The organism is Streptomyces sp. PTL18, assembly GCF_059510295.1.
Genome location: NZ_JCAJZO010000015.1, coordinates 35,492 through 62,015, shown reverse-complemented (window position 1 = coordinate 62,015; position 26,524 = coordinate 35,492). Strand labels below are relative to the sequence as shown.

Annotated in this window: 20 protein-coding genes; 8 read left to right on the top strand and 12 right to left on the bottom strand. The window is 69.6% G+C overall.

Going from position 1 to position 26,524, the window contains the following annotated elements; all coding sequences use genetic code 11:
* Positions 1-134: 134 nt before the first annotated feature.
* Both AC5WS8_RS25575 and AC5WS8_RS25570 read left to right on the top strand, forming a co-directional pair.
* Positions 135-1,244, top strand: coding sequence for an MFS transporter (locus AC5WS8_RS25575; protein ID WP_496105804.1), 1,110 nt, complete (start codon positions 135-137; stop codon positions 1,242-1,244).
* A gap of 260 nt (positions 1,245-1,504) precedes the next feature.
* A complete protein-coding gene (locus tag AC5WS8_RS25570) occupies positions 1,505-1,912 on the top strand; it encodes an NUDIX domain-containing protein (RefSeq protein ID WP_496105803.1) in 408 nt (135 codons plus the stop codon).
* An 861-nt stretch (positions 1,913-2,773) separates the two neighbouring features.
* Here the strand turns inward: AC5WS8_RS25570 and AC5WS8_RS25565 are convergent.
* The gene (locus tag AC5WS8_RS25565; RefSeq protein WP_496105802.1) at positions 2,774-4,480 is read right to left on the bottom strand and encodes a sigma-70 family RNA polymerase sigma factor; all 1,707 of its coding nucleotides are present in this window, start codon (positions 4,478-4,480) and stop codon (positions 2,774-2,776) included.
* Between the two features lie 361 nt (positions 4,481-4,841).
* Here AC5WS8_RS25565 and AC5WS8_RS25560 point away from each other — a divergent pair, with 361 nt between their 5' ends.
* Positions 4,842-6,071 carry a hypothetical protein gene (locus AC5WS8_RS25560; RefSeq protein WP_496105801.1) on the top strand — a complete coding sequence of 410 codons (1,230 nt, stop codon included), beginning with the start codon at positions 4,842-4,844 and terminating at the stop codon, positions 6,069-6,071.
* Positions 6,072-6,255: 184 nt separating this feature from the next.
* On the opposite strand, the gene AC5WS8_RS25555 is transcribed toward AC5WS8_RS25560, so the two are convergent.
* The 4 genes from AC5WS8_RS25555 to AC5WS8_RS25540 are packed head-to-tail and all read right to left on the bottom strand — an operon-like array spanning position 6,256 to position 11,087.
* Positions 6,256-7,383: an XdhC family protein gene (locus AC5WS8_RS25555; protein WP_496105800.1), complete on the bottom strand. Its 1,128-nt coding sequence runs from the start codon at positions 7,381-7,383 to the stop codon at positions 6,256-6,258.
* A complete protein-coding gene (locus AC5WS8_RS25550) occupies positions 7,376-9,502 on the bottom strand; it encodes a xanthine dehydrogenase family protein molybdopterin-binding subunit (RefSeq protein ID WP_496105799.1) in 2,127 nt (708 codons plus the stop codon). The genes AC5WS8_RS25555 and AC5WS8_RS25550 overlap by 8 nt, the downstream gene beginning before the upstream one ends.
* Positions 9,499-10,509 (bottom strand): FAD binding domain-containing protein, encoded by a 1,011-nt coding sequence (locus tag AC5WS8_RS25545; RefSeq protein ID WP_496105798.1) that lies wholly within the window; start codon positions 10,507-10,509, stop codon positions 9,499-9,501. Before AC5WS8_RS25545 ends, AC5WS8_RS25550 begins: the two co-directional genes overlap by 4 nt.
* The gene (locus AC5WS8_RS25540) at positions 10,506-11,087 is read right to left on the bottom strand and encodes a (2Fe-2S)-binding protein (RefSeq protein ID WP_496105797.1); all 582 of its coding nucleotides are present in this window, start codon (positions 11,085-11,087) and stop codon (positions 10,506-10,508) included. Before AC5WS8_RS25540 ends, AC5WS8_RS25545 begins: the two co-directional genes overlap by 4 nt.
* A 271-nt stretch (positions 11,088-11,358) precedes the next feature.
* Between AC5WS8_RS25540 and AC5WS8_RS25535 the strand changes: the two genes are divergently transcribed.
* Positions 11,359-11,937: a TetR/AcrR family transcriptional regulator gene (locus AC5WS8_RS25535; protein WP_496105796.1), complete on the top strand. Its 579-nt coding sequence runs from the start codon at positions 11,359-11,361 to the stop codon at positions 11,935-11,937.
* A 63-nt stretch (positions 11,938-12,000) separates the two neighbouring features.
* Here the strand turns inward: AC5WS8_RS25535 and AC5WS8_RS25530 are convergent, their stop codons facing one another.
* Positions 12,001-12,492, bottom strand: a complete 492-nt coding sequence (locus AC5WS8_RS25530) for a hypothetical protein (protein WP_496105795.1) — start codon at positions 12,490-12,492, stop codon at positions 12,001-12,003.
* Positions 12,493-12,536: 44 nt separating this feature from the next.
* The gene (locus AC5WS8_RS25525) at positions 12,537-12,974 is read right to left on the bottom strand and encodes a hypothetical protein (RefSeq protein ID WP_496105794.1); all 438 of its coding nucleotides are present in this window, start codon (positions 12,972-12,974) and stop codon (positions 12,537-12,539) included.
* A gap of 109 nt (positions 12,975-13,083) precedes the next feature.
* Here AC5WS8_RS25525 and AC5WS8_RS25520 point away from each other — a divergent pair, with 109 nt between their 5' ends.
* Positions 13,084-14,184: a metallophosphoesterase family protein gene (locus AC5WS8_RS25520; RefSeq protein ID WP_496105793.1), complete on the top strand. Its 1,101-nt coding sequence runs from the start codon at positions 13,084-13,086 to the stop codon at positions 14,182-14,184.
* Between the two features lie 279 nt (positions 14,185-14,463).
* Here AC5WS8_RS25520 and AC5WS8_RS25515 read toward each other — a convergent pair whose 3' ends face one another.
* The 4 genes from AC5WS8_RS25515 to AC5WS8_RS25500 form a co-directional block, all read right to left on the bottom strand.
* The gene (locus AC5WS8_RS25515) at positions 14,464-15,819 is read right to left on the bottom strand and encodes an MFS transporter (RefSeq protein WP_496105792.1); all 1,356 of its coding nucleotides are present in this window, start codon (positions 15,817-15,819) and stop codon (positions 14,464-14,466) included.
* On the bottom strand, positions 15,816-17,027 hold the full coding sequence (locus AC5WS8_RS25510; protein ID WP_496105791.1) for a type III PLP-dependent enzyme: 1,212 nt from the start codon (positions 17,025-17,027) through the stop codon (positions 15,816-15,818). Before AC5WS8_RS25510 ends, AC5WS8_RS25515 begins: the two co-directional genes overlap by 4 nt.
* Positions 17,024-18,745, bottom strand: a complete 1,722-nt coding sequence (locus tag AC5WS8_RS25505) for an IucA/IucC family protein (protein ID WP_496105790.1) — start codon at positions 18,743-18,745, stop codon at positions 17,024-17,026. The genes AC5WS8_RS25510 and AC5WS8_RS25505 overlap by 4 nt, the downstream gene beginning before the upstream one ends.
* Positions 18,746-18,856: 111 nt before the next feature.
* The gene (locus AC5WS8_RS25500) at positions 18,857-20,440 is read right to left on the bottom strand and encodes an IucA/IucC family protein (protein ID WP_496105789.1); all 1,584 of its coding nucleotides are present in this window, start codon (positions 20,438-20,440) and stop codon (positions 18,857-18,859) included.
* Between the two features lie 606 nt (positions 20,441-21,046).
* On the opposite strand from AC5WS8_RS25500, the gene AC5WS8_RS25495 reads away from it, so the two are divergent.
* Positions 21,047-21,814 carry a response regulator transcription factor gene (locus tag AC5WS8_RS25495; protein WP_496105788.1) on the top strand — a complete coding sequence of 256 codons (768 nt, stop codon included), beginning with the start codon at positions 21,047-21,049 and terminating at the stop codon, positions 21,812-21,814.
* Positions 21,811-23,349 (top strand): sensor histidine kinase, encoded by a 1,539-nt coding sequence (locus AC5WS8_RS25490; protein ID WP_496105787.1) that lies wholly within the window; start codon positions 21,811-21,813, stop codon positions 23,347-23,349. The genes AC5WS8_RS25495 and AC5WS8_RS25490 overlap by 4 nt, the downstream gene beginning before the upstream one ends.
* 144 nt (positions 23,350-23,493) lie before the next feature.
* On the opposite strand, the gene AC5WS8_RS25485 is transcribed toward AC5WS8_RS25490, so the two are convergent.
* Positions 23,494-25,731 carry a transglycosylase domain-containing protein gene (locus tag AC5WS8_RS25485; protein ID WP_496105786.1) on the bottom strand — a complete coding sequence of 746 codons (2,238 nt, stop codon included), beginning with the start codon at positions 25,729-25,731 and terminating at the stop codon, positions 23,494-23,496.
* Between the two features lie 419 nt (positions 25,732-26,150).
* Between AC5WS8_RS25485 and AC5WS8_RS25480 the strand changes: the two genes are divergently transcribed.
* Positions 26,151-26,492: a hypothetical protein gene (locus AC5WS8_RS25480; RefSeq protein WP_496105785.1), complete on the top strand. Its 342-nt coding sequence runs from the start codon at positions 26,151-26,153 to the stop codon at positions 26,490-26,492.
* Positions 26,493-26,524 lie beyond the last annotated feature (32 nt).

The following is a 26,524-nucleotide window of genomic DNA, read 5'->3' as shown; positions in this document are numbered from 1 at the left end:
CGTCAGGGACTGCGATCAGGACCGTTGCCTTGCACTGGGGCGCGAGCTTGTCGCATCTCGTGGCGACAGCGCGGTGGCTCTTGACGCCGTCGGTACTCGGTCGCCCGTCGCTCGCGAGAGCCGGTCGGGCCGACATGCGGCGGCCGACCTACGGGCGCCGAGCTTCCGACGGCAGCGCGCGTGGTCGGCCTTGTCCGACAGGGTGTGGCAGATCCCGCGGCGACACAGGTCGGCGCGGGTCCTACGGGGAGATGAGCGCCAACTGCCCGCTCCTTCTCGCGGCCGTGGTGTCCGGCTTCGCACAGGCACAGTCGCACGGGTGGACGGCCGGCCCGACGCTCGGCCTGTTCACTGCGGCGGTCGTCCTGCTCACCCTGTTCGTCCTGGTCGAAGCCCGCACTGCGGCGCCTCTGCTGCCGCTGAGGGTGGTGCTCGACCGCACCCGCGGCGGGGTCTACCTCTCCATGGCCCTGGCCGTGACCGGCATGTTCGGACAATTCCTCTTCATGACGTACTTCCTGCAGGTCGTCAAGGGATACAGTCCCCTGCTGGCCGGCACCGCCTTCCTGCCCATGGTCGCGGGCATGCTGACCGGATCCACGCAGATCGGCCCCCGGCTGATGCAGCGCGTACCGGCCCGTGCCGTCACGGCGCCCGGGTTTCTCCTCGCCGCTCTCGGAGTCGGCCGACTGACGCAGCTCACCCCTGGCGCCGGCTACGCCACCGACGTCATGCCCAGCCTGATCCTCCTCGGCATCGGCCTGGGCACGGCGTTCATGCCCGCAATGTCACTCGCTCCCGGCGGAGCGCGGCCGCAGGACGCGGGAGTCGCCTCCGCCATGATCAACACATCGCAGCAGATCGGCGGCGCCGTGGGCACCGCACTGCTGTCCACCGTGGCCGTCAGCACCACCGCGCGCCTCACCTCGACACACACGGCAGGAGCCACAGCGTCTGCACCATCCTCCATGCAGGCACTGGTACACGGCTACACCGCGGCCTTCGGCCTCGCCTCCGGACTCATCGCCACTGCCGCCGTAGTGGCCTTCCTCTTGATCAATGCCCCGAGCCCGAGCAGCGACACCCGCCCCATGAAGCAATCAGCCCAACCCGGTGTCACAACACGCGACACCGAACTGCGTTCTCTCCGCGGTTCTACTCGCGCACCTGAACCTGAGCCCCACTCAGCCGGCCCGGACCGGGCGCTGATGGCGGGCGAGTCAGATGTCGCGATGGCTCCGTAGAAGGCCGTGCCGTCAAGGGATTTGGATGCCGTCTCATGTCCGCCATGCCCCAAGGCTGGGGCCACCGGACCGGGCCGGTCGTTGGCGTCGCTCGATCTGCTGACAGGCGGTGCGTCGGGCCGCCGGCGGCGCTCGCGCCAGATCACGGGACGGCAGCATCTGGCGTTTCGACTGAGACACCAGCCACCACCGATGCCGCAGGTACAGCTGAGGTGCGCGGCAGGTCATTCGCTGAGACAGGAGGATCCGATCCGTGAGACATGCGAACTGTTACTAACGGCGGCCACAACGAACCAGGCGACAACGACCTTCCCGGTGCCGCCCTTCGTGAACTGCGCGAGGAGGCCGGCATTCCTCGCGATGCCGTCGTCCCCCTCCCCGGCTTCGAGACCGTGCCGCTGGACATCGACGTACACGACATCGCCGCCAACCCCGCGAAGGGCGAGCCGGCACACCAGCACGTGGACTTCCGCTGGGCCTTCCTTCTTCGGGCCCAACACGCCGTGAGGCTCCAAACCGAAGAGGTCAGCGGCTACGAGTGGCGGTCCTTCGAGGACTCCGCCTCGCCGACCGTCCGCGCCAAGCCGGCCCTCCTCCCCCGCCCCACTCATTCCCCAGCGCTGCCTGGAGGCAGAGTGCCTCGACGGGGTGGTGGTCGCCACCGATGACGAGCGCATCGGTGCATCAACGTCCGGGGCGACGAGCCGTTCTCGTGAGGGCCGGCACCTTGTTGCGGATTCGCACCAGGCCTGCGATCGCCCGCTGCTCCTGGTGACCGCGGTCGACCGCCGCTCCCTGGATCCATCACTCTGCTCGCCCGCTTCCACCAGGTCACGCTCCAGCCCCGGGCGCCTGAACAGCGGCACGCTCGGCGTTTTGGCCACCGCCGCTCCGGTCACTGGCCCAGGGGCCGCAAGGGTCGATGCAACCCGCAAGCTCCGGCGCGCGCTCAATCCCAGGGTTACCAACACGACCGAAACACATGTGTTCGAAATTCCGACCCGCTCGTTGAGCCGCAGGAGCAGCCACACAACCGTCAAGGGGGACCTCATGACTTCGGCCAGGACACCAGCACCTGCGACCCTCCATAACGTGGCCCGGAGTGAGGAGCGCTCGTACCGAGACCAGTCCAGCCGCGGGGCCTCTGTGCGGATCATGGTCACCATGGCGCGGCGGCTGCCCACACCGACTCTCCGGGAGCTGAGCCGACCCCGGCGAGGAGGCGCGCTGTGAAGGCCGTCCTGCACAGGGCTCCCCGCCATGCTTTCGCACCGGAAGTACCCGTGCAGACCGCGTACGCCGATGACATCATCCGTCGCCCTGCCCCCCGGCAGGGGCCACGGGGTGTGCCGCTCATTGCACTGCCCGCCCGCGGAGACGGGAACGCGACCGCCGACCGGCTGACCGGTGACCGGGGCGCAACGGGCCTGGCCTTGCCCGTCCGGCCGGGAAGGTCGACGACCTCCACCACACGACTGTGATCGACGATCGAGAGCCCGACGCCTCACCGCCAACCGTGCACGAGCTCGTCAATCCGAGAAGTCCTGGGTCATCCAGACCGTGCCTCCGCTGTCGCGCAGCACGGTGATTCCTATGTGGTGGAAGTCCGGGTTGAGGATGTTCCGTCGATGTCCGTCGTTGGGGGGCTGTTCGGCGAGCATCTGCTGGGTGATACCGACGACCATGCTCGTGATGTCGGGCTGCGCGTCGGCCACCGGGCCACCCTCACCGATGTTTTCGCCGGCAGTCCCCCAATGGACGCCGGCCGCGGTCTCGCGGACGGTGAAGGGTGATTCGCCCGGGCACTGGTGCTGCATGCCACAGCCCGACGCCATGGTGTGACTGTGTTGCTCGGAACTCGTACCCAGGCCGGAGCTCAGCTGCAGAGGTGCGAGGTGTGCCTCGGCGCGTGCCTGGTTGATGAGGTGGAGGACCGCCATGGCGGCGGCTTGCTCGGCGCTCGTGCCGGAGGGGTGCACGGTGGGCTGGGACGGTGTGGGCTGCGCGGGGGCGGGGCTGGGGGTGTGCGCAGGGGCGCTGTGCGTGGGGCCGCTCGGGCGCGCGGTGTGCCTGGCCATGGGCTTCTTGCTCGGCGTCGCCCTGGGCGTGGGCGTGCTCTGGGTACCTGTCTCGGCCTTCTTGGAAGTTGACGCCAAGGCGGGCGCGTCGTCGTCGGCGGCGCTGAGACCGCCCGGTTGGTGTCCCGCCGATTTCCCGCTGTCCGGGCTCGCGAATGCCCCCGCGCCGAGGGCCGCCGTGACGGTGGCCGCGAGCGCCGCGGCAGCCAGCAGCGGCTTGCCGCCGAGGGATGCCAGCGAGCGTCCGCCTCCGTTGCCCGAGACGCGGGTGCGTGACACACGGTGCCTGCCGGCGTGCTTGCCCCGATGGGTGCCCTCCCGGGCTCGCGGTGCGCTCGTCGAGGCCGACACGACCTGGAACGCAGGGATCGTGGTGCGCGCGAGGACATACGTCGCGAGACCGATCGGCAGCGGGACCAAGGCCAGGTTGACCAGGAGCCGCTCGGCCGGTACCAGATCGGTGCCCAGACCTCCGCAGTGGGCGCACTCGCGCACATGCCGGGCCAGCCGTTTGCGCCACAGGGCGCTCGGCTTGCCGTCCCAGGGACTGATGACCCAGGACAGCTCGGCGCAGCGGGGAACCGCTGTCAGCGATCGGACCACCAGTCGCGCGGTGTCGAGCTGTGCCTTCATCCGGCTCACCCGTACGGTGACGTGATGGCTGTCCAGGCCGATCGCGTCGATCATTTCCGTGCGGATCAGATGGCCCGTGGTCACGAGCCACCACAGCGACAGCAGCTCTCGGTCGTCCTCGTCCAGCCAACGGGTGGCCTCGACGGTCTCCCGCCGCTGTCCGGACAGCCCGAGTTCCGTGAGGGTGAGGTCGGCGAGGTCGGCCCCCGGGTCTGCCACGACGGCGAGTTCGTCCAGGGGACGCGCTTGCTCGGTGCGGTTCCGGTGGTGCTTGCGTACCTGATTCATCGTCACCGCGACCAGCCATGACCGGAACGCCTGCTCCTCCTGTAGTCCGGGCAGGCCCCGCACGACGTTCAGCATCGTCTCCTGGACGACGTCGTCCACGTCGGCCTGCCCGCTCAGCGCGCGACCGACGATGTTGTAGACGAGTGGCAGGTGCCGGGCCACCAGTTCTTCCAGTGCCTCCTGGCTGCCCTCGCGTGCTGCGACGACGAGTTCTGCGTCCGCGGCTATGTGGTTCATCTCCGTATACCCTCCGGTGACTCCGGCTCGGCCGTACACAAGAGGAGATCCTCCGTCGGCGTGTCGGTCACAGAAACGGGAAAATCTGTGGGCTCCGTCACTCGTCGGCCAGGCCGGTCGGTGTCAGGACGCACGTGCCTGCCGTCATGAGGGCGACGCTGGTCAGATCGAATCGGGCGTCTCGGTGATTCGAACACCGAGTGAGCCGCTTGCCGTAGTCAGAGGCGGCGGCTGGCACTCGCCCGCGGTGCGTTGAGACTCCACGACGGTGGCAGGTGCCGTTCCCGCAACGGATGAGAAAACGTGTTGGCTGGCTGCCCGCGAGCTGCGACGATGCGTCTGTTTCCCAGGCGGAGGACACTTGTTCGTTTTTGTGTGTGCGGGATGCGGCGCCGAGTTGACCACCCCGCTGTCCCAGGTCGCACTGCCAGCCCACGCCCGTCAGAAGTACGGGAACGGGGTCCAGCTTCCGGTGCTCATGGAGTCCGGGACGTTTGCCGTGGACCCGGACCCCTGGGGAGGGCCGTGGTGGATGTGGGACGAGATCGATCCGGGCGAGGCCGAGGCGCGCGGCATCTACGCGCCGGTCTACGCCCTGTCCGACAGCACGCCCGGGGCGAGTGTCATCGCGCCCGGTGATATCCGTGGAACCCGGCTGATTCCTGAGAAGTGCGGCGGTGCCTGCTGCGGCCTCGACGGAGCCGACGGGCCCAACACGGCCTGCGAGACGTGCGACCTCCCCGTGGCGACCAGGGTCGACGACTGCTCGCTCTGGCAGGCAGTGCGGCTCAGCCCGGACGCCGTGCACCGCGTCCCCGTCGACGGTATCCACGCTGCGCCCCTCTCCTGGGCGGAGCTGGCAGAGAAGGAGGAGAAAACGCCCCCGATCGAGCCGATTGCCACGTGGGGAGGACGGATGGGGTCGTCGAACCACTACTGGTCGTGGAGCCCGCGGTGGGAGGCGGCAGCCGGCCAGGCGCTCGCCCACCTGCTGGTTGCCTCCCAAGGGCAGCCGGTGAAGGTCCCGCGCGGTCTGACCGCGGATGTGTTCCAACGCGCGCTTGACATTCTGCTGCCGATTGGCCCCCCGAAGCGGCGCGCCGTCCTGGCTGGACCGGGACAACCCTCCCCGGACGCGGGCGCCGACATCCTCCTTGTACCGGTGCATCCCCAGACAGGTCAGACTTGGACCCCCGCCAGCCCCACTGCGTCGGCATACCTGGTGCCCCTGCCGCTGGGGGTGTGGCTGTGGCTGGTCTCTCCCCAGCCGTACTTGCCGGTTCCCGCGTCAGGCCGCATACCCCAAGACGTACTCCACGACGACCCGCTTCCTCCGCGCCCCAACTACCTGTTCCGGGCCGACCGGGAAACGTTCCAGGACACCTTGGTCCGGCTGCCAGCCGTACGCACCCCGTGGCTGCGCAAGATCCTCGAGAACCTCACGCAGGGCACCTCGACGGACCTCTTCCAGCCGTCTGGCAGTCGAACAGCTTCAGGCCCTCGTGCCTCCCAAAGTGGTCGCCATCTGCTGTCCGCTCTCGTGAACACAGCCGGCGGCGCCAACACCGATCCCAGCGACCTGTCTCACTGATCCGGCGCCGCTACCCGATGGCCATCGCGGAGCTTCCGCGCATCCACGCCGGGCGGATCCCTGACGGTCGGGCGCAGGCCGGCTTCGGCCGAAGCAGCACCGGCCGGCTGCCGAGCCCCTTGGCCGGAAGACCGGGAAGCGGTGGCGGAGGAGGGGCGAGCCCGTGCCGTGGGCCCGCCTCCCCCTACGCGACACGTGGTCCGTCGTGGTGGATCGCCGTCCTCGAATCAGTCAGGGGGACGCCCGTCCCTCCGCGCCGGGTCGCGACGATCTCCGCCGCGATGGACAGCGCGGTCTCCTCGGGCGTACGGGCGCCGAGGTCCAGGCCGATCGGCGACCTCAGCCGGGCCAGTTCATGATCGCTCAGGCCGGCTTCACGCAGCCGCCGGGTGCGGTCCTCATGGGTGCGGCGTGAGCCCATCGCGCCGACGAACGCGACCGGCATCCTCAGGGCCGACTCCAGCAGGGGGACGTCGAACTTGGCGTCGTGGGTGAGCACGCACAGGGCCGTGCGTCCGTCCGTCGCCGTGCGCCGCAGGTAGCGGTCCGGCCAGTCGACGACGATGTCGTCGGCCTCGGGGAAGCGGGCCCGGGTGGCGAAGACGGGACGGGCGTCGCACACGGTCACGTGGTAGCCGAGGAACTTGCCCGCGCGCACGAGCGCCGCGGCGAAGTCGATCGCGCCGAAGACGATCATGCGGGGCGGCGGTACGTTCGCCTCGACGAGCAGCGTGAGACCGCCGGGGCAGCGCGAACCGTCCTCGGAGAGACCGACCGTGCCGGTGCGCCCGGTGTCCAGCATGGCTCGGGCCTCGGCCGCCGCCGTCCGGTCCAGCTCCGGGTGGCCACCGAGCCCGCCTTCGTGCGTTCCGTCCGGACGTACGAGCAGGGCCGCACCGAGGAGGCCGGCCGGGCCCCGGGCGACCCGGACGACGGCGACCGGCTCGCCCCGGACGGCGGCCGACAGCGCCTGCCGGAACACCGCCGCGGCGGGCGCCTCCGCGCGGACCGGCGTGATCATCACGTCGATGACCCCGCCGCAGGTCAGCCCGACGGCGAAGGCGTCCTCGTCGCTGTAGCCGAACCGGTCGAGGACGGTTTCGCCGTCCTCGAGCGCCTGGACGCACAGGTCGTACACCGCTCCTTCCACGCAGCCGCCGGAGACCGAGCCGATGACCGCGCCGGCGCTGTCGACCGCCAGGGCGGCCCCGGGACCCCGGGGAGCGCTGCCGCCGACGGCCGCAACGGTGGCGACGGCGAAGTCCCGTCCCTCCTCCATCCAGCCGTTCAGCTCGGAGGCGATGTCAAGCATTCCGGCCCGCCATGAGGACGCGGTCAGGCCGGATGGGCAGGTTCCGGTGGCGGGTCCCCGTCGCGTGCCAGACCGCGTTGGCGACCGCCGCCGCGGCACCCACAATGCCGACCTCGCCGATGCCCTTGATCCCGACCGGATCGTCGGGGTCCGGGTCGTCGATCCAGTCCGCCTCGAGGTGCGGCACGTCGGCGTTGACGGCGACGTGGTAGCCCGCGAGGTCGGCGGCGTAGTGGCCACCCGAGGCCCGGTCCCGGACCGCCTCCTCGTGCAGGGCCATGGAGATGCCCCAGACCATTCCTCCGAGGAACTGGTTACGGGCCGTCAGCGGGTTGATGATCCGGCCCGCCGCGAAGATTCCGAGCATGCGGCGCACCCGCACCTCGCCGGTGGCGGGGTCCACAGCGACCTCGGCGAACTGCGCTCCGAAGGAGTGCCGTTCCTTCTGCGCGAGGGCCGCGAGGGCCTCGGTGGTGTCCGACCGTGCGGTGATGCCCTCCGGGGGGATGTCGGCGCCCGGCACGAGCCGCTCCCGCAGTTCCCCGGCCGCGGCCGTGACGGCCCAGGACCAGGACCGGGTGCCCATCGAACCGCCGGCGATCCCAGCCGGCCCGAAATCGCTGTCCCCGATGCATACGTGGACGCGGTCCGGTTCCGTCCCCAGCGCGTCGGCGGCGACCAGGGTGAGCGCGGTCCTGGCGCCCGTTCCGATGTCCGCCGCGTTGATCCGTACGGTGAAGGTTCCGTCGGCCTCGGCCGTCACGGCCGCCGTGGACGGCATGGCTCCAGCGGGGAAGGACGCCGCCGCCGTGCCGGTCCCGAGCAGCCAGCGCCCGTCGCGGCGCAGGCCGGGGCGCGGGTCCCGGTCCGCCCAGCCGAACCTGCGGGCGCCCTCCCGGAAACAGGCGAGCAGATTGCGGCTGCTGAACGGCAGCCCGGAGAGGGGACCCCGCTCGGGCTCGTTGCGCATCCGCAGCGTGATGGGGTCGATCCCGCACTTCTCGGCGAGTTCGTCGAGCGCCGACTCCACGGCGAACGACCCCGGTGCCTCACCCGGCGCGCGCATGAACGTCGGCGTCGGCAGGTCGAGCCGCACGACCCGGTTGGCCGTGTGGTGGGCGTCGGCGTCGTACATCACCCTGGCCACGCCGGCACACGGCTCGACGAACTGGTGCACGGTCGAGGTGAGGCTCAAGGAACGGTGCTCCAGCGCGCGCAGCCGCCCGTCGGCGTCGGCGCCGAGCCTGATCCGCTGCGTCGTGGGGCTCCGGTAGCCGGTGAGGGAGAACATCTGCCGGCGTGTCATGACGACCCGGACGGGACGCCGGAGGACGGTCGCGGCCATCACGGCGGCCACCTGGTGTGCGCGGACGCCCTTGCTGCCGAAACCGCCGCCGACGTGTTCCGACCGTACTCGCACCGACTCCGGGTCGAGCGAGAACAGGTTCGCCAACTCTGACGCGACCCAGGTGGTTCCCTGGTTGGAGTCGACGACCTCGAGCCGGCCGCCGTCCCAGCGGGCCGCCGCCGCGTGCGGCTCCATCATGCCGTGGTGCTCTTCGGGCGTGGTGTATTCCTCGTCCACGACGACGGCGGACGCGGCGAGTTCGGCGTTCAGGTCGCCCTTTTCCGCCACTCCCGGCATATGGCCGTCCACCGCGTAGGCGTCCGGGCGGTCCGCGGAGAACGCGATGTCGTGCGGCTCCTGTTCGTAGTGCACCACGAGCGCCTCGGCGGCCTCCCTCGCCTGCTCGGAGGTCTCGGCGACGACCAGCGCGACCGGCCAGCCGAGGTACGGTACCCGGTCGTGCTGGAAGACGGCCACGGTTGGGTCCGGGGCTCCCAGCAGGCCGACGTAGTCGGTGTCGAGGCGCGGGGCGTTGTGATGGTGCAGCACGGTGAGAACGCCCGGCATCGCGAGAACGGGCTCGGTCTGGATCGACCGGATGCGGCCGCGGGCGACGGTGGACAGCACGAGCCAGCCGTGGGCGAGGCCCGCGAAGGGGATCTCTCCGGCGTAGCGGGCCGCGCCGGTGACCTTCTCGCGACCCTCCACACGGGTGTGCGCGGTGCCGACGGAGCCCTTCGCCGCCGTGGTGCGGGATGTCGCGGTGGTCATCGGGCGGTCTCCTCGGCGAGTTCGGACAGGACGGCCACGACGAGGTTGCGCATCAGGGTGACCTTGTATCCGTTGTGAGGCAGCGGCTTCGCCGCCGCCAGTTCGGCGTCCGCGGCGGCGGCGAACGTCTCGGGACCGGCCGGTGCCCCGGTCAGTACCCGCTCGGCCGTCCGGGCCCGCCAGGGTCGCGACGCGACGGCCCCGAAGGCGAGGCGCACGTCGTGCACGGCGCCGTCCCGCACGTCCAGCGCGGCGGCGATCGATCCGATCGCAAAGGCGTACGAAGCCCGTTCGCGTACCTTCCGGTAACGCGAGCGCGCGGCGACCGGGGAGGGCGGCAGGGTGACGCCGGTGATCAGCGCGCCCGGGGGCAGGGCCGTCTCCAGGTGCGGGGTGCCGCCGACAGGCAGGTAGAACTCGGCGAGTGGCAACTCTCCCCCCGAGGGGGCACCCCCAGGCCCGTCGGCCGTTTCGTACGCCACGACGGCGTCGAATGCGGTCAGGGCCACGGCCATGTCCGAGGGGTGTACGGCCACGCAGCGGTCGGAAGCGCCCAGGATCGCGTGGTTGTGGTGCTCACCTTCGACCGCGGGGCAACCGCTGCCGGGTACACGCTTGTTGCAGGGTTTGGTGACGTCGGTGAAGTAGCCGCAGCGGGTGCGCTGCAGCAGATTCCCCCCGACCGTGGCCATGTTGCGCAGTTGCCCGGAGGCGCCTGCCAGCACCGCCTGTGCGAGCGCCGGGTAGCGGCGCCGGATCTCGGGGTGGGCGGCCAGGTCCCCGTTGGTGACGGTCGCGCCGACGCGCAGACCGCCCTCGGGCGTCGTCTCGATCTCATCGAGCGGGAGTTCACGGATGTCGACGAGCCGGGCGGGTCGCTCGGCACCGGTCTTCATGAGGTCGACGAGGTTGGTGCCGCCACCGAGGAAGCGTGCGTCCGGATCCGCGCCGAGCAGGGCGACGGCGTCGGCGACGTCGGACGCCCGCTGATAGCCGAACTCCCTCATGCCACGGCCTCCTTCGCACCCGCTGCGGGGTTCACGCGTCCTTCGCCCGTCCGGGATTCCGCCGCGCGGGCCACCGCCTCGACGATCGAGACGTACGCGCCGCAGCGGCACAGGTTGCCGCTCATCCGCTCCCGGATCTCGTCGGCGGTCAGGGCCGGTGGCCCCGCTTCGGGACGGACGTCTTCGGTGACGGCACTGGGCCAGCCCGCCGCGTGTTCCTCGATCACCCCGATCGCCGAACAGATCTGTCCGGGAGTGCAGTAGCCGCACTGGAAGCCGTCCAGATCCAAGAACGCCTGCTGAACGGGGTGCAACCGCTCACCGTCGGCCACGCCTTCGATGGTGGTGATCTCGCGGCCCTCGGCCGCGACGGCCAGTTGCAGGCAGGCGACGGCCCGGCGCCCGTCGAGCAGAACGGTGCAGGCGCCGCATTGCCCCTGGTCACAGCCCTTCTTGGTGCCGGTGAGATCGAGACGCTCGCGCAGCGCGTCGAGCAGGGTGGTGCGGTGGTCGACGGGCAGTGTGTACTTCTCGCCGTTGATCTTCAAGGTGATGGAACTGGACGTCGCTAAGGCCATGGGGTGCTTCTTTCGCGTTTTCCAGGACAGACGGAAGGGGTCGGCAGCCGGAGTGCCGGGCGCGCGGAAAGTGCATCGTGCGGGCGTGCACCATGAAGGCGAAGCAAGCGTGCGGCTTCTCGGACCGAACAGTGGCAGTTGGCGACTGCCGCAGCGTCGCGTCCACAGCTATGGTGAACGTAAGCGGACAGGCGTCCACTACAGGAAATCTAACGGACAGCTGTCCGCTTAGCAAGGGCGAGGTTCGGTCGCGAACCATCGAGGAGGACGAGTGCCTCAGCAGAAGGACTCACCCCGGCGCTCGGACGCGCAACGCAACCGTGAGCGCATCCTTCAAGTGGCTCTCGCCGAACTGTCGCGCTGCGCGGACACCCCGCTGAGCGCGATCGCCAAGAAGGCCGGCGTCGGACAGGGCACGTTCTATCGCAACTTCCCCAATCGCGGATCACTCGTCCTCGAAATCTACCGCCACGAAATGCAGCAGGTCGCGGACTGCGCGGACCACCTTCTCGTGACCCGGGCACCCGACGTGGCCTTGCGCGCCTGGATGGACCGGCTCTCCGAGTTCGCCATGGCCAAAGCCGGACTGGCCGACGCGCTCCGGCAGGTGACCGGCGCACCGGGCGGCCCGGCGAAGCCGTCCCCCACGCCGGTGGCCTCCGCTGCGGAACGCCTGCTCCGCGCCAACGAGGAAGCCGGCACCATCCGGCCCGGAGTCACCGCGGACGACTTCCTCCTCGCCATCACAGGTCTGTGGCAGCTCGACCCGCACGACGACTGGCATTCGCGCGCCACCCGGCTCTTCGACCTGGTCATGGACGGCCTGCGGGCAGGAGCGCCCACCACGTGAGTGTCGCGCCGCCGACGGCGGACGAATCACCCTCCCTCTTGGGATGCTGTGGAATCAGCGATGTCAAGCCGTGTGCTTGTGCATCACGTCGAGGTAGTGACGGTCTCGGTGAGACACGTGGTTGTCTCGGCCGGGGAGGCTGAAGACCGCGCAGACGTCAGCGGTCCGGGTGAGGATGCTGGATTGGTGGCCGAACGTGAGGGCGTCGTTGACGTGGTGCTCGCAGCCTGCCGCGTCCAGGGCCGTGACCAGTTCCTCGCGGAGCACGGTGGCCTCGAACGACTCTGATTCGGGCAGGACAAGAGGGGGGAGCTTCACGGTCGAGCCGGGCCAGAGGTTGATCCAGATGCCGCTGACCGCCCGCTGTGTGACAACCAACTCGAGCCCGTCCCAGGAGTACGGGTAGCCGTCGATATCGGGCCCCTTCATGAGGATGGCGGGGTGCGGGCGACCCGGGCCAAGGAGGTCCTCAGCCTCGGTCAGGGGCATTCCGCAGTGAAGAGGCCCGATCCGGCCGGTGCGGGCGAAGGCGACGAGGACGTCCATCAAGGTCACGGCAGTGACTGTGACACGCCCCTGGGTCTGTTTGCATTCCGATATCAGCTCGGCCTCGAGATCTCCCTGCCCTGCTTGACGTCCACGACCGGCAGGAAGGTGGCGGCCGCTGGGATGTCGAGCTGACGTGGCGTCGTCCCGGATGGGGTGGGGACGTCGGCGAGTCGTTCCAGGAGGCGGTCGAGGGCGGCTTGGCCGTCGTCGACGGCAGCCTGCTCGTCCTCGGTGAGCGGGATGGCGGCACGCCTCTTCTGCAAGTTGGCTTTTCCTTCGAGGAGTTGAGCCTTGGTGGAGTCCTTGGAGGTGTAGAAGCCGCAGTGAATGCGTGCGCAGGCCATGCGGTGCTGGCACTGCTCGAAGAAGGTATAGGTGCAGTAGCCGTGTCCGAGGTCGTAGCGCTGCCGGGGCTCGCCGGTCGCGGCCGCACCGGCGTCGACGCGCGTCCCGGTCGACCAGGACGCGCGTCGACCCCGAACGGTCATCTTCACCGTTCCGGCAGTTTGCCTTCCGGTCGCGTGGCGTGTGCCGATGACCGCGACGATGACGCTCCGTCCGCTCCAATCGGACGGGGCGGGGAAGGAGCCTGCTGGAATGAGACGCCGCACCCTCGCCGCCCTGGCCGCCACCGGCGCGCTGCTGCTCACCGCCACCGCCGCGACCGCCGAGATCGACCATAACCCCTGGCCGTACCGGGCCACGTCGGACCGGACGGCGGTCCTCGCGGCGGTGGGGGACATCGCGTGCGAGCCCGACGGGGACGACCAGGGCGTCGATGCCAAGTACCTGTGCAACGGCACCCGCCAGAGCGCCCAGACGCTCACGGCGAACCAGATCGAGGCCATGCAGCCCGATCTGGTGGCCCTGTTGGGCGACGAGCAGTACCAGGTCGGCCGCTACAACGACTTCATGGGCTCCTTCGACCGGACCTACGGTGCGTTCAAGTACCTGCAGCGGCCGGCGCCCGGCAACCACGAGTTCTACGACTACAAGGACGGAGAGAAGGGAGTCGACGGCTCCGGCTACTACTCGTACTACAACGGCCGCAGCCTCGACTCCGCGGGCAGCCCGCTCACCGACGCCCAGGGCCAGCCCGTTCCCCGCGCGCACGGCCAGGCCGGTACCGCAGGCCGGGGCTGGTACTCCTACGACCTGGGCGCCTGGCACATCATCTCCCTCAACGCCGAGTGCAAGGTGCAGATCGGCGGCTGCTCCACGGACGGCGCCTGGGTGAAGCAGCAGACCGCATGGCTGCGCGACGACCTCGCCGCCGACCACTCCCCCTGCACCCTGGCCTACTGGCACCAGCCCGCGTTCAGCGCCAGCGCGGACCTCTCCGACGAGGGGAAGATGTCCCAGACCGCGTGGTGGCCACTGCTCTACAAGGCCGGCGTCGACGTCGTCCTCAACGGCCACGAGCACCTCTACGCCCGGTTCGCGCCGCAGAGCCCCCAAGGCAAGGCGGACCCGCACAAGGGCATCACCGAGTTCATCATCGGCACCGGAGGCGAGGGACTGGACACCCTGGCCCCCGCCGAGCAGTCCCCCAACCGGGTCACCGGCAACGACACCTCCTACGGCGTCAGCCGCTTCGCACTCGGACCGACGGGCTACTCGTGGACCTACCAGGCCGCCAACGGCACCGGGTACACCGACTCCGGCAGCGCCCGCTGCCACGGCCCCGCACACCGCTGACCGCTCCGTCGGGTGGGGTCCGTGCGGCCACGGCCCCCACCCGTGGAGATTCTGTGGCGGGGCGGACTCGGCGTGGGAACCTCTGTCACCTCCGCCGCTCTGCCGGCTGTATCAGTGGTGCTGGTCGGCTGCCCTCGCTCATACACCGCTGCCAAACCGGCATGGTTGACACCGCTGTCACGACCGGTTTTCCACAGAGCCCTCTGCCCTCGGCTCAGGGCGAGATCAGTGAGTGGCGTCGCGCAGGCCACCCGTACTCGATCGTCGGGTGCGCCACGCTCAGGTCGTGGACCGGCTCATCGCAGTCGTGCCGGATGTGCCGGCTGGGTCGTCCCGTGTGCCGGTACGTGGTCCAAGAGCAGGGCCGGTCACCTCTCCTGCCCCATCCGGCAACCGCCGCGCAGTGGCCAGCGCTGAGAAGATGAGCGCGGAGCAGGCCGAGACCAGGCCGCCGAGGATCAGGCTGGAGCGGGCTCCGAGGGCGTCGGAGACGAGGCCGACGAGGGGGGCGCCGATGGGGGTGCCGCCAAGGAGGACGAGGAAGTAGACGGACAGGACGCGGCCGCGTTGTTGTGGGTCGGCGTGGAGTTGGGTGAGGGTGTTGGCGGTGGTGGTGACGGTCGCCGCGGCTAGTCCGGTCGGGATCAATAGCGCCATGAACGTGCCGTAGCCGGGCATCAGGCCGAGCGCGGACTCCAGTATCCCGAAGATGACGGTGGCGGTGACCATACGTCGTACGGTGGGAGTCCGCCCCCAATGGGCCGTGAGGAGCGCGCCTATGAGGCTGCCTGCGGCATAGGCGGCCGAAAGGTAACCGAAGGCGGCCGCGCCGGAGTGGAAGACCTTGATCGCCACGAGGGAGATGGTGACCTGGAAGTTGAGCCCGAAGGTGCCGACGAGGCCGATGACGGAGATCGGCAGGAGCAGTTCCGGGGTGGCGGTGATGTGCCGGAACGCGTCGGTCAGTCGTGTGATGCCGGGCCGGGGCCCGCTGGGCCGGCGGAGTTCGTCGGCGGGGATGGTGATGAGCCCGTACAGGACGGCCAGGTACGAGACGGCGTTGATGAGGAAGACCGGGCCGGTCCCGGCAGCGGCCACGGCCAGTCCCGCGATGACGGGGCCGAGGAAGCGGGCGATGTTGAACTGGGCGGAGTTCAGGGCGACCGCGGCGGCCACCCGCTCCCGGCTGACCAGTTCGGAGATGAAGGCGTTGCGGGTGGGGCTGTCGACGGCGGTGGCTGTGCCGAGGGCGAAGGCGAGTGCGTAGACCGATGCCAGGCTCACCATCCCGGTGATCGTCAGGATTCCGAGCAGCAGGGACAGTGCTGCCATGGTGGTCTGTGTGATCAACAGCAGCCGACGGTTGGGGAAGCGGTCGGCGAGGATGCCTCCGATGAGGCCGAACAAGGTCTGGGGCAGGAACTGCAGTGCGGTCACGATGCCCACCGCACCTCCGCTGTTGCCGGTGAGGTGCAGGACGAGCAGATCCTGGGCTGCGCGCTGCATCCAGGTCCCGGTGTTGGAGGTCATCTGGCCGAGCAGGTAGCGCCGAAAGGGCCGGACGGTGAGCGGTCCGAGCCCGGCGTTCGGGGTCCTCCTTCTACGAGGTGAGCGTAGTCGACGGTCCGTGCTCATGACGTATGACAGGCGTACGGAGCTGGGATGGGCGCTTCCGTGTCGTCGACGTGGTGGAAGCTCGGGTGGGGGTGCATGAGGAAGTCGTGGTGGGAGATGTTCCACGCGTAGGCGCCGGCGAGGGCGAAAGCGATGCGGTCGCCGACGCGCAAGCGGTCGACCATGACTCGGCGGGCCAGGACGTCCTTGGGCGTGCACAGTTGGCCTACCAGGGTTACCGGCTTGTCGCGGGCCTGGGGGCGGTCCCATGGCCGGTGCCAGGAGTCGTCGGGGATGACTTCGAAGGGCTGGTCGTGCTGTTTCGCGGCGGGGGTGCGCAGGTGGTGGGTGCCACCCCGCAGGACGGCGAACGCCTGGCCGCGGCTGGACTTGATGTCCAGGACCTGGGTGACGTACCAGCCGCAGTACGCGGTGACCGATCGGCCGGGTTCGATCCGCAGCGTGAGGTGGGGGTGGCGGGTCAGGGCAGAGCGCAGTCCGGCGCCGAAGGCGGGCCAGTCGAATACCTGGTGCGGCCGGGTGTAGTCGACGCCCATCCCGCCGCCGATGTTGACCTCGGTCAGGTCGATGGCGCGTTGGTGTGCCCAGTCGGCTGCCCACGCCAGGACCTCGTCGACCAGGGCGAGGTGGGCGGTGGCCTCAAGTCCACTGGCCAGGTGGGTGTGGAAGCCGCGCAGCCGGATGCGCGGGTCGGAGGCGACGATGTCCAGGCACCGGTCCATCTGTGAGGGATCGAGGCCGAAGGGGCTGGGCCCGCCGCCCATGGCGAGGGCCACCGAACGGAGGTGGACGGGTACGTTGACGCGCAGCAGAACATCGGCGGTGCGCTCGCCCAGCACGGTCGCGAGGGTGCGCAGCTCGTGTTCGCTTTCGACGTGAAGCCGTTCTACGCCCGCGTCCACGGCCTGGGCCAGCTCGGCCGGTGTCTTGCCCGGGCCTCCGAAGGCGATTCGCGCATCGGGCAAGAGCCCGCGGATGTGGCGGATCTCGCCGCCGGAGGCCACTTCGAAACCGTCGAGGTGCTCGGCGAGGGCCTGCAGGAGGCGCGGATCGGAGTTGGCCTTTGCCGCATACAGCAGTTCGACGCGTGGTGGCAGCACGGCCCGGATGCCGCGCACGTGATCGCGCAGCGCGGGCAGGTCGTAGACGTAGGCGGGCAGGTCGTCGTCGGCCACCTGGTGGACGTGGTGGAGCAGGGCGGGTCTCACAGGGTCACCTCGCGGAAGAAGTCCGCACCGAGCGGGCTGGTCAGGGGGACGTAGGTGGCGTGCCGGTCTGCCTGGCGGGCCCAGCGCAGAAGGAGGTTGGCCTTGGCGGGCAGCGGCACTCCGCAGAGCAGGGCGCGGAGCCGCGGCGGTTCATCGGCGGTGTGGGCGTAGGCGTCGAGGTGGTCGCGGACCAGGCCCCACAGGGCCGGCTCCAGTGCTGGCTGAAGGTCGGCGAGGGCAGCGAGGAGTTCGGCGACGTGGTTGACCAGGAGGCAGTACGCGACCCGGTTCCAACCGCGTTCGGCGTCGTAGGTGAGGGGCCCGCTGACGTCTTCGGGCAGAGTGGCGAGGGCCCGCCGGTGGTGGCGAAGCAGGAGTTTGGTGCCCTCCAGGTCGCGGAACAGCATCTGGGCGGGCATGCCGTCGGCGTTCACGCCGACGATGACGTTCTGCAGGTGAGGTTCCAGGACGACGCCGTGTTCGAAGTAGGCGGCCAGCACCGGGGGCAGCAGCAGCCGCAGGTACGCGTCCCACCAGACCAGGATGTCTCCGTCGCCGCGGGCGAGCAGATGGGAGACGTGGGCTGCGCTGGTGGGGTACTCGTCCGCCACCGCGGCGGCGAGCAGGGGTGTGACGCCGGGATGCAGGTGAGGGTGCAGGCCGGAGCGGACGATGACGCCGAAGCCCTCCAGCAGGGCGGTGTCGTCGGCGGCGGTGAGCGTGCGGTAGCCGGGCTCGGCGAGCAGCGCGCAGCCGGGATAGCGGTCGGTGATCCGGGCCATGATGGGCTGGACCATCTGGTTCAGGGCGACGGCGCCGGGCAGTTCGTAACGGGCGTGTTTGCGTACGCAGTTGGTGAGGCGGACGTTCAGGCTGAACTTCAGGAAGGTGTCCGCGTCCGGCTGGTACAGGGTGCGCACCGATGCGGTGGGCACCCATTCCGGCCCCCTCAGGCCGCTGTCCACGACCTCGCCCGCGTCCATCGCCGCGCGCAGCAGGTGGTGGTCACTCAGGAGTCGGAACTGCCAGGGGTGCACCGGCAGCGTCACGAAGTCCGGATCCACCCCCGGGCACAGCGCGTCGAGATCTTTCAGGTCGCCCTCCTGCCGCACCAGGTGGCGACGCACTGCCAGATGGCGAAGCCGGAAGCGGGCACCGGTTTCCGGCCCGTAGGTCAGCCAGTCCGCCGGGTCCCCGGAGCGGGCTTTGGGTGTGGGGTGGAAGCGGTGGCCGAATACGAGGGACTGTTCCGAAGCGAGGTAGAGGTCCGTGGGCGGCATCGCGTCGGCCCGGTGCTCCAGGGCGGTGCGGATGGTCTCTCGGCTATCGCAGACCTGGTCCAGGAACTCGTCGTTGGTCGTGCCGGTGCGCTGCTCCAGTTCGTTCTGGACGTAGCCGGCCAGTTCCTGCCAGCCGATGGTGACCCAGCCGTCACCGTCGAGCCGCTCGGCCGGGCCGTGGAAACGATGTGCGCCGATCAGCGAGACCCTGCGCAGCCGGGTGCGCAACAACACATCACGTCGAGGCAGGCGCAGCAGGAGGTGGTCCTGGTCCACAGTCACCTGGTGCTCAGGAGCGGAGACCTCGCGGATCAGGCAGTTGATCAGTGTGTGAGCGGTGACGTTGTCAGCCGTCTGCGCGGAACTGTCGGTTGCGGTTGCGGTGGCGGCGGTGACGGTCGTGGTTGTGTCGCCGGGGGCAGTGGTGGAAGTGGTCATGCGGTGGCTCCAGTACGTACGAAGTCGTGTGTCGGTCCTCGGCCGGCCGTCGTACGGCCATGGAGGGACCGGCTGGACCGGTCGCCCCGGCCGCACCCGGGTCTGCGGGGGTCAGCGGTGCTGCGCGAGAGGATTGGGGACGGGAGCCCACTGCGCCGTGCCGGTGTCCTGGGCCAGACGCATGGCGATGGTCGCCTTCAGTGGCAGCGTGTCGCCGAAGAAGGCTGCCGCGTCCTCGTCGTCGGGCAGGTCGCCGTACACGCGGCGGCCGGTCTCGGCCACCGTCTCCCACAGTGTCCCGGGGTCTGCGGCACGGGTGCGGGCGAGGACGTCGACCAGTTCGCTGAAGACCCCGCTGAGCAGTCCGCCGAACAGCTTGGTGCGCAGCGCGTCCAGGTCGTCGCCGGCACGGGTGCCTTCCAGAACCGGCAGTGTGAACCCGCAGGCGGCCAGTCGGCGGGGACTGATCCGTACCCCGTCCAGGTCCCGGTACAGCACCCGCACCGGCCGTCCGTTTCGCAGTACTACCAGGGTGTTCTGTCCGTGGGCCTCCAGGGCCACCCCCATGGACAGCAGCGTCAGCGCGGGAGGGAGCACAAGCTCGGCGAAGTCCGCCAGCCAGCGCACAGGATCACCTGCCACCGGAGCAGCGCCGGTGGCGTGCACCGCGGTCAGCGGAACGGCGATCTCGCCGTCGTCGAGGTGGCACTCGGTGGACTCCCTGACCATCGCGGCCAGGCTCGCGGACGCCTTGCCGTCCACCCGTACCGCGCCGCCGCCCAGCTCACGCAGGACCCGCAGGCTTCCGCCGAACCCGGCCTTGTCGACGACCGCCGAGACCAGCTCCGACAGGGGCGGCCCGTCGGCGACCTCGACCGGTGAGATGGTGCGGCGGTAGTTGGTGACCTGTACGTCGAGCGCGGTCTTGATGTGGCAGCCGGCGAGATCGGCCAAGGGTGCCAGGGTGCGCAGTGACAGCAGCGGCCGGGCCGGGAGTGTGCGCCGCGTCAGGGTGAGGTCGCGGTGGCGTACCAGTACGTGGTCCCGCTGCCAGGGATGTACCGGGACCAGGAACGTGTCCCCGTCACGCAGTTCGGCGGGCCATGTGCCGGCTTTCTGCAGGCGGTCGGCCGGGACGGCGAGCAGGGCCAGCTGGATCACCGGATGGTGTTCGGGCGCGTAGGCGAGCACATCGGCGACGGACATGCCCGTGCGGGTGCGGCAGCACGGGTGCTGGGGGTGGCCGTCGATGACCGCCTGCTCCGCGTCGACCGAATCACTCAGCCCAGGGCGTCCTCCGGCGTTCGCGGCGCGGGCCAGAGCAAGGTTGACGACGCTGTTGTCGAGTTCCGCGGCAAGCCGGCTCGCCGCGGCGGTACGCGACTTCAGCTGCGCCAGCAGCTCTGCCGGGCCACGGAGGGGCCCTTCGGGCCCCATGACGGTGAAGTCCTCGGGAACCTGGGCGAACCGCTGGGCACACGCGGCGGAGGCGGCGAGACGGCCGCCGCCGTCCAGAGTGACCACCAGTGTCTCCGCCTCTCGCCGCCGGCCGGTCACTCCAGGAACCGGCTCCCGGGCGAAAGCGCCCCACAGCCGGCCCAGCACGGTGGCACGTGCTGCCGGCAGCGCGTGCAAGAACGGCTCCACCAGATCCGGGCGCACCCGGCGCAGCTCTTCGACTGCGGTCTGAGACATCATCACCGTCCCGGAAGACAAGAAGGAGACGGCCGATTCGTGAATGCGTTTGAGTCTGTGTTTGGCATGCCTATTTCCAGAAATTATGTGGGGTTGCTTTCGCGCGGCGTGCCTGTGGCCCGCCCGCACATCGACACTACGGGGAAGCGTGTAAACGAATATCCAGCGCACTTACAGCAAGCACTACAAGGAAGACCGCAGGCCGGGCGGACTACCCGGACCGGAACACTTCCCTGTCCCGCGTTCGGCTCAGGGAGCTGTCGCGCCGCAGCAACGAACGGACGGCGGAACAGCACCGCAGTTCCACGAGCCCAAAGCCCGGTATACAAGCGGCATCCGGCTCGTCAACAGCTCTTGGCCACACGTCACTCGACGCGCCCCGGCATCCGGGGTTCTTAACTGTTTGCTAACCATCCGCTGTCGATACACTGGATGTCCGCGCACACTCCTGGCCTCCGACTGCGCCATCCGGCGGAATTCCAACGGGCCCATCGGGGACCTCACCTGCCCCGACGTCACAGAACCGACTCGGACAGGGTCACCGACACGGGGAATACAGCGGCGATTGACCCGCACGGTACGCATGCCGTTTGTGAGTCTTACCGCATGCATGTTTTGCTGATCGAGGACGACGACCGGGTGGCCGAACCTCTGATGGAAGGGCTGTGCCGCTTCGGGTTCACGGTGGAACACGCCCGGACGGGTGCCGACGGCCTGTCCGCGGGGGAATCGGAGATGGTGCTGCTGGACCTGGGGCTGCCCGACATGGACGGCATCGACGTCTGCCGGGAACTGCGGGCCCGTTCGGCCGTCCCGATCATCGTGATCACTGCCCGGGACTCCGAAGTCGATCGCGTGCTCGGCCTGGAACTGGGCGCGGACGACTATCTGTCCAAGCCGTTCGGAATCCGGGAGTTGGTGGCCCGGATCCGCGCCGTCACGCGCCGGACCCGCGCTCCGTCCCTCGGCCCGGGCGATCCCGTGGCGGAGTCCTCCAGCGGCCCGGGCCGGGACGGCGTACCGGGCGCCCAGCGGATCGGGCCCTTGACTCTCGATCGCCGCACCCGTCAAGTGCACCTGCACCAGTCGCCCATCGCCCTGGCTCCCAAGGAGTTCGACCTCCTTGCCTGCCTCGCCGAGGATCCCGGAGCGGTCTTCTCCCGCCAGCAGATCCTCGACATCGTCTGGGAGCCGCACTACTTCGGCCCGTCCAAGACGCTCGACGTGCACATCGCCGCCCTGCGCCGCAAACTCGGTGATCCTTCCTGGATCGAGAACATCCGCGGCATCGGATTCCGTCTCGTAACGCCGCCGGAAAAGGCCGGCGCCACGTCGCAGGCATCGCCCCCTCAGCCCCGCAGAGGTGTTCGATGACCCGCCTTCTCCTGCTCAGCTACCTCAGCCTGATGATGCTCGTCCTGCTCGCCCTCGAAGTGCCATTCGGTTTCATCTACGCCCGCAGCGAGTTGAGCCGGTTCTCCCACAACGCGGAGCTGAGCGCGGTGACGCTCGCCGCGGTGTGCGAGGAGAAGCTCGAGCACGGACTGGCCTCCGATCTGCCCCAATTGGCCCGCAGCTACGCTCGGCGCACCGGCGGCAGCGTGGTCGTCGCCGACCGGAGGGGCATCGTCCTCACCGATACCACCACCGCCACCACCGTGGGAAGGAACCTCTCCTCCGAACCGGACATCGCCGCCGCCCTGAGCGACCGGCCCACCACCGGCATCAGCCACGACCTCGTCCCAGGCGGCAAAGTCCTGTTCGCCACCGCGCCCGGCACCTCCAGCGACACGGTGCCCTGCGTCGTGCGGACCCTGTATTCCCTTGACCCGCTCGCCCGGAAAGTCCACGCCACCTGGATGGCTCTCGCCCTCGTCGGGCTGGGTGTGATGGCCGTGGTCGCTCTGATCGGCTTCGCACTGGCCCGCTGGATCACCCGACCTCTCCGAGCCCTGGAATGCGCCACCGGGCAACTCGCCGACGGCCGCCTCACCGACCCTCCTGCCGCCGATCGCGGGCCGCCGGAACTGCGACAGCTGGCCACCTCCTTCACCCGCATGGCAAGCCGGCTCCAGCACCTGCTCCGCGCCCAGGAAGCCTTCGCTTCCGAGGCGTCACACCAGTTGAAGACCCCGCTGACCTCACTTCGCCTGCGACTTGAGAACTTCGAGCCCCATCTCGCTCCCTGCGCCCAGCGCAGCCTGGGTGAAGCGATTGGCGAAGTAGGACGGCTCAGTCGCATGGTGCAGGGACTGCTCGCCCTGGCCCGGCTGGAGAACTCGGCGATCAGACCGGAGGTCATCGACCTCGACGCCGTCGTAGCCGACCGCGCGGCCATCTGGACGGCGTTCGCCGGTGAACAGCGCGTCGACATCACCGTGGCCGGAACCAGGGCCGGACCGGTGTGGGCAGTCCCGGGAGCACTCGAGCAGATCATCGACAACCTGCTCTCCAACGCGCTGCGGGCGTCCTCTCCCGGCACCACCATCACCCTCGCAACCGCCCCGGCATCCGCCGACAACCGCTGTACACCACCCATGGCCGAGCTGCATGTCATCGATCAAGGCCCCGGAATGACCGAAACCGAACGGCAACGCGCCTTCGACCGGTTCTGGCGGGCCACCGACGCCCACCACGACGGCACCGGCCTCGGCCTGTCCATGGTCCGGCGGCTCACCCAGGCCGGCGGGGGCGACGTCACCCTCGACGCCGCACCTCACGGCGGCCTCGACGCCCGCATCCGGCTCCGGCCCGCACGAGTCACCCGCACCCGACGACATCCCGTCAACCGCGCGGGCCCACCACACTTCCCCCGTGCCGGGCCGGCCGACCAGGTACACGCGCGGGCGCACCTCCTGGGCGCAGTAACTCCTGCCATCCAGGAACCTGCTACGTATCGTAGAAATTGAGGGATCGGCAAGAGCCGTGTCCATCTCGACGAGTTGCAACGTTCACCTCCCCCTCGTCGAGGAGATCGTGTGGGTGACCGGGGATGGGCCAACTGGCCATGCGGTCTCTCGGTTGCCTGTCGGATGTCTTACCGGGCCACCGCTCTACGGATGCCGGCCGGGGCCGGTGTAGGTGGGTGTGGGGGTGGGGGTGGGGGTGGGTGAGGTGCTTCCGCCGGTGGTGCCGCCGAGCAGCCCCCCGCCGCCCGCGCCACCGGTCAGGCCGCCGTTCCCGCCGGTCGTGGTGCCCAAGGTGTCGGTCGGGGTTGGGGAGGCACAGACCTTCTTCCGACTGCGGCACGGTCCGGAGGCGGGGCTCGGCTTGGCTGGGGTCGGGGTGGCCGAGGGTGTGCTCAAGGTGGCGGAGGGGGTGGGTGAGGGTGCGCCGTATTCGTCGGTGCCCTGGCCCAGTTGGGGTGCGGGCGGGAACTGCCGGACGGGCTGCCCCTGGAGGGCGGTGGTCATATAGCCGGTCCACACCTCGGTGGGCATGTCGGCGCCGAAGACCTTGGAAAACCCGCCGACGCCCTGCATCGACTGCAGGCCGGCGTTCTTCGGGTCCTCCTTGAACATGCTGACGGATGTGACCAGTTGTGGGGTGTAGCCGATGAACCAGGCGGACTTGTAGTCGTCGGTCGTGCCGGTCTTGCCGGCCGCCGGGCGACCCAGAACCTGGGCGTTGGTACCGGTCCCGTTCTTGACTACGTCTTGCAGGACATCGGTGACGGTGTCGGCGGTCAAAGCGGGCATGGCCGTGGCCCCCTTGGGCTTGTCGAAGCCGGGCATCTGCTGGCCGTCGGCGACGACCTTGGTCACCGAGTACGGCTCGTGCTGGACTCCGCCGTCGTCGAAGGTGGCGTACGCCCCGGCCATGCGGATCGCCGAGGGAGTGGAGGTGCCGATGTAGAAGCCGGGGGTGTCGTATTGCAGACTCTTGCGCAGCAGACCCGCCTTGAGTGCTTCGTTCTCCACGTTGTCGTAGCCGACGTACTCGCCGAGCTGGACGTAAGGGGTGTTGACCGACTGCTCCATGGCCTTGCGCAGGGTGATGTAACCCCATTTCGTGGTGACGTCATTGCGCTGGTGCAGGAGCCCTGTGGGGTCGCTGGAGTCCGGCAGTTCCCTGCCCTGTTGGTTCTTTATGGTGATGCCGTCGTCGCCGTTGAACTTGGAGTCGGGGGTGATCGGTGAGGCCGGCTGACCCGGGGAGAGCACGGCGCCGTGGTCGAGGGCGGCGGCCAGGTCGATCGGCTTGAAGGTGGAGCCGACCGGCACGCCCGTGGCGTCGGCGTTGTCGGTCCAGTGGCCCTTGTTCCAGCCCGCTCCGCCGTACAGAGCCACGACCGCGCCGGTGGACGGGTCGATGGACGCCGCGCCGACCTGGACGTTCCTGTCGGCCGAGCGGTGTTTCGGATCGAGGTGCTTTTGCTCCATCGCCGCGACGGACGCCGACAGCGCGTTCACCTTCTTCTTGTCGAAGGTGGTGTAGATCTGGTAGCCGCCGTGGCCGAGCTGCTGCTCGGTGATCGACGAGTGCGCCTCGACGTACTTCTTCGCGGTGTCCACCAGATACCCGGTCTGCCCGGACATCCCCGCCGACGGCGTGTACGGCTTGGGCGTGGGGAACCCGGCGGCGAGGTACTGCTGCTCCTGAGCATCGGTGATCTTGTGGATCTTGGCCATGCGGTCCAGCACGTACGTCCAGCGGGCCTTGGCCTGGGCCCTGGCCTGCGGGTCGGTGTCGGCGTGCATCAGCAGGCTCGGCTCGTTGACCGTGGCCGCGATGAACGCGCCCTGGCTGACGGTCAGCTGGGAGGCGTGCTCGTGGTAATAGGCGCGGGCCGCGGCCTCGATGCCGTAGGCGTCCCGTCCGTAGTAACAGCTGTTGAGATAGCCCTGCAGTATCTGCTGCTTGGACATCTGGCCGCCGATCTTGAGGGAGATCATGATCTCCCTCAGCTTGCGGGTGACCGACTGGTTCTGGCTGAGGTAAGTGTTCTTCACGAACTGCTGGGTGATGGTGGACCCGGACTGCACCTCACCGCCCATGGCCATGTGGTAGACAGCACGGAGCATGCCCTGCATGTCGATGCCGGGGTCGGTGTAGAAGGTGGCGTTCTCCGCGGCGAGGAAGTCCCACTGCACCAGCTTGGGGACCTGGGCGACGTCGATGTTCTGACGGTTCGTCGACCCCTGTGTGGCCATCACTGAGCCGTCCGACCAGTAGTACGTGTTGCTCTGTGCCTGCGTGCTCGGGTTTGCGCTGGGAACCGTCGTCGTGGCGTAGGCGTACCCGACCAGACCCACCAGGCCGCCGAAGAACAGCAGGAACGTGCCGCACACCAGCTTCCACGACGGCAGCCACCGCCGAAGGCCACGCCTACCCGCCCGCGGGTGGGCGCTGAGGCCGCGCCGGCCGGAGCGCCCGGCCTCCGCACGTCGCGTGTCCGCCGCGCGGCGGCCCCGTCCGGCGCCGCCCCGGGCGGCCCTGCGCGCCGCTGCCCGACCGCCGTGCGGCACGCCGTCCGAGACTGACGGCCCGGTCCTCTCCGACGTTCGGCGCCGGTGTTCACTCATACTCGCTACTCCTCTGCCAGGCACAGGCGTACCCACCGTTGTCACGGACCCCCCCTTGGTGGTGGGCGGGGGACCTGGCCTGGGGCCGGCTGACACTCTTGGCAACTACTACAAGTTGTAAGACTAAGTGGTGCTGGTCATGCGGCGGCAAGTGCCCCCGGGAAAAGTCACACCGTGCCGGGTGCGTGGCACGAATACGGAGCACCTGGCCCCTGGCTGCCCTCGCCCGGGAGGCGCTGCACGGCATGCCCGGCGTCCGGCGCGGCAGAGCAGTCAGCCGTTGCTCAGCCCTTCGCGCGGCGGCGCGCCTCACCGCTGCCCTGAACCAGGCCGAGGACCTCCGGATACTCGACGTCGGCTCCGGCCGCGGCACCACCGCCCTGCTCCTCGCCGGCACATACGGCGCTCCGATGCGCAGCCTGCGCTTTTCGACCTGGAAGGTGGGCATTCCGTGTGACAGCGCCACGCTCGCCTGCGGGGATTCCTTCAGGATCAGCGCGCTCACCCGGTCGGAGAGCGAGCGGTGACCTGGCGCGATGGCGTCGATGTACTGCTCCCT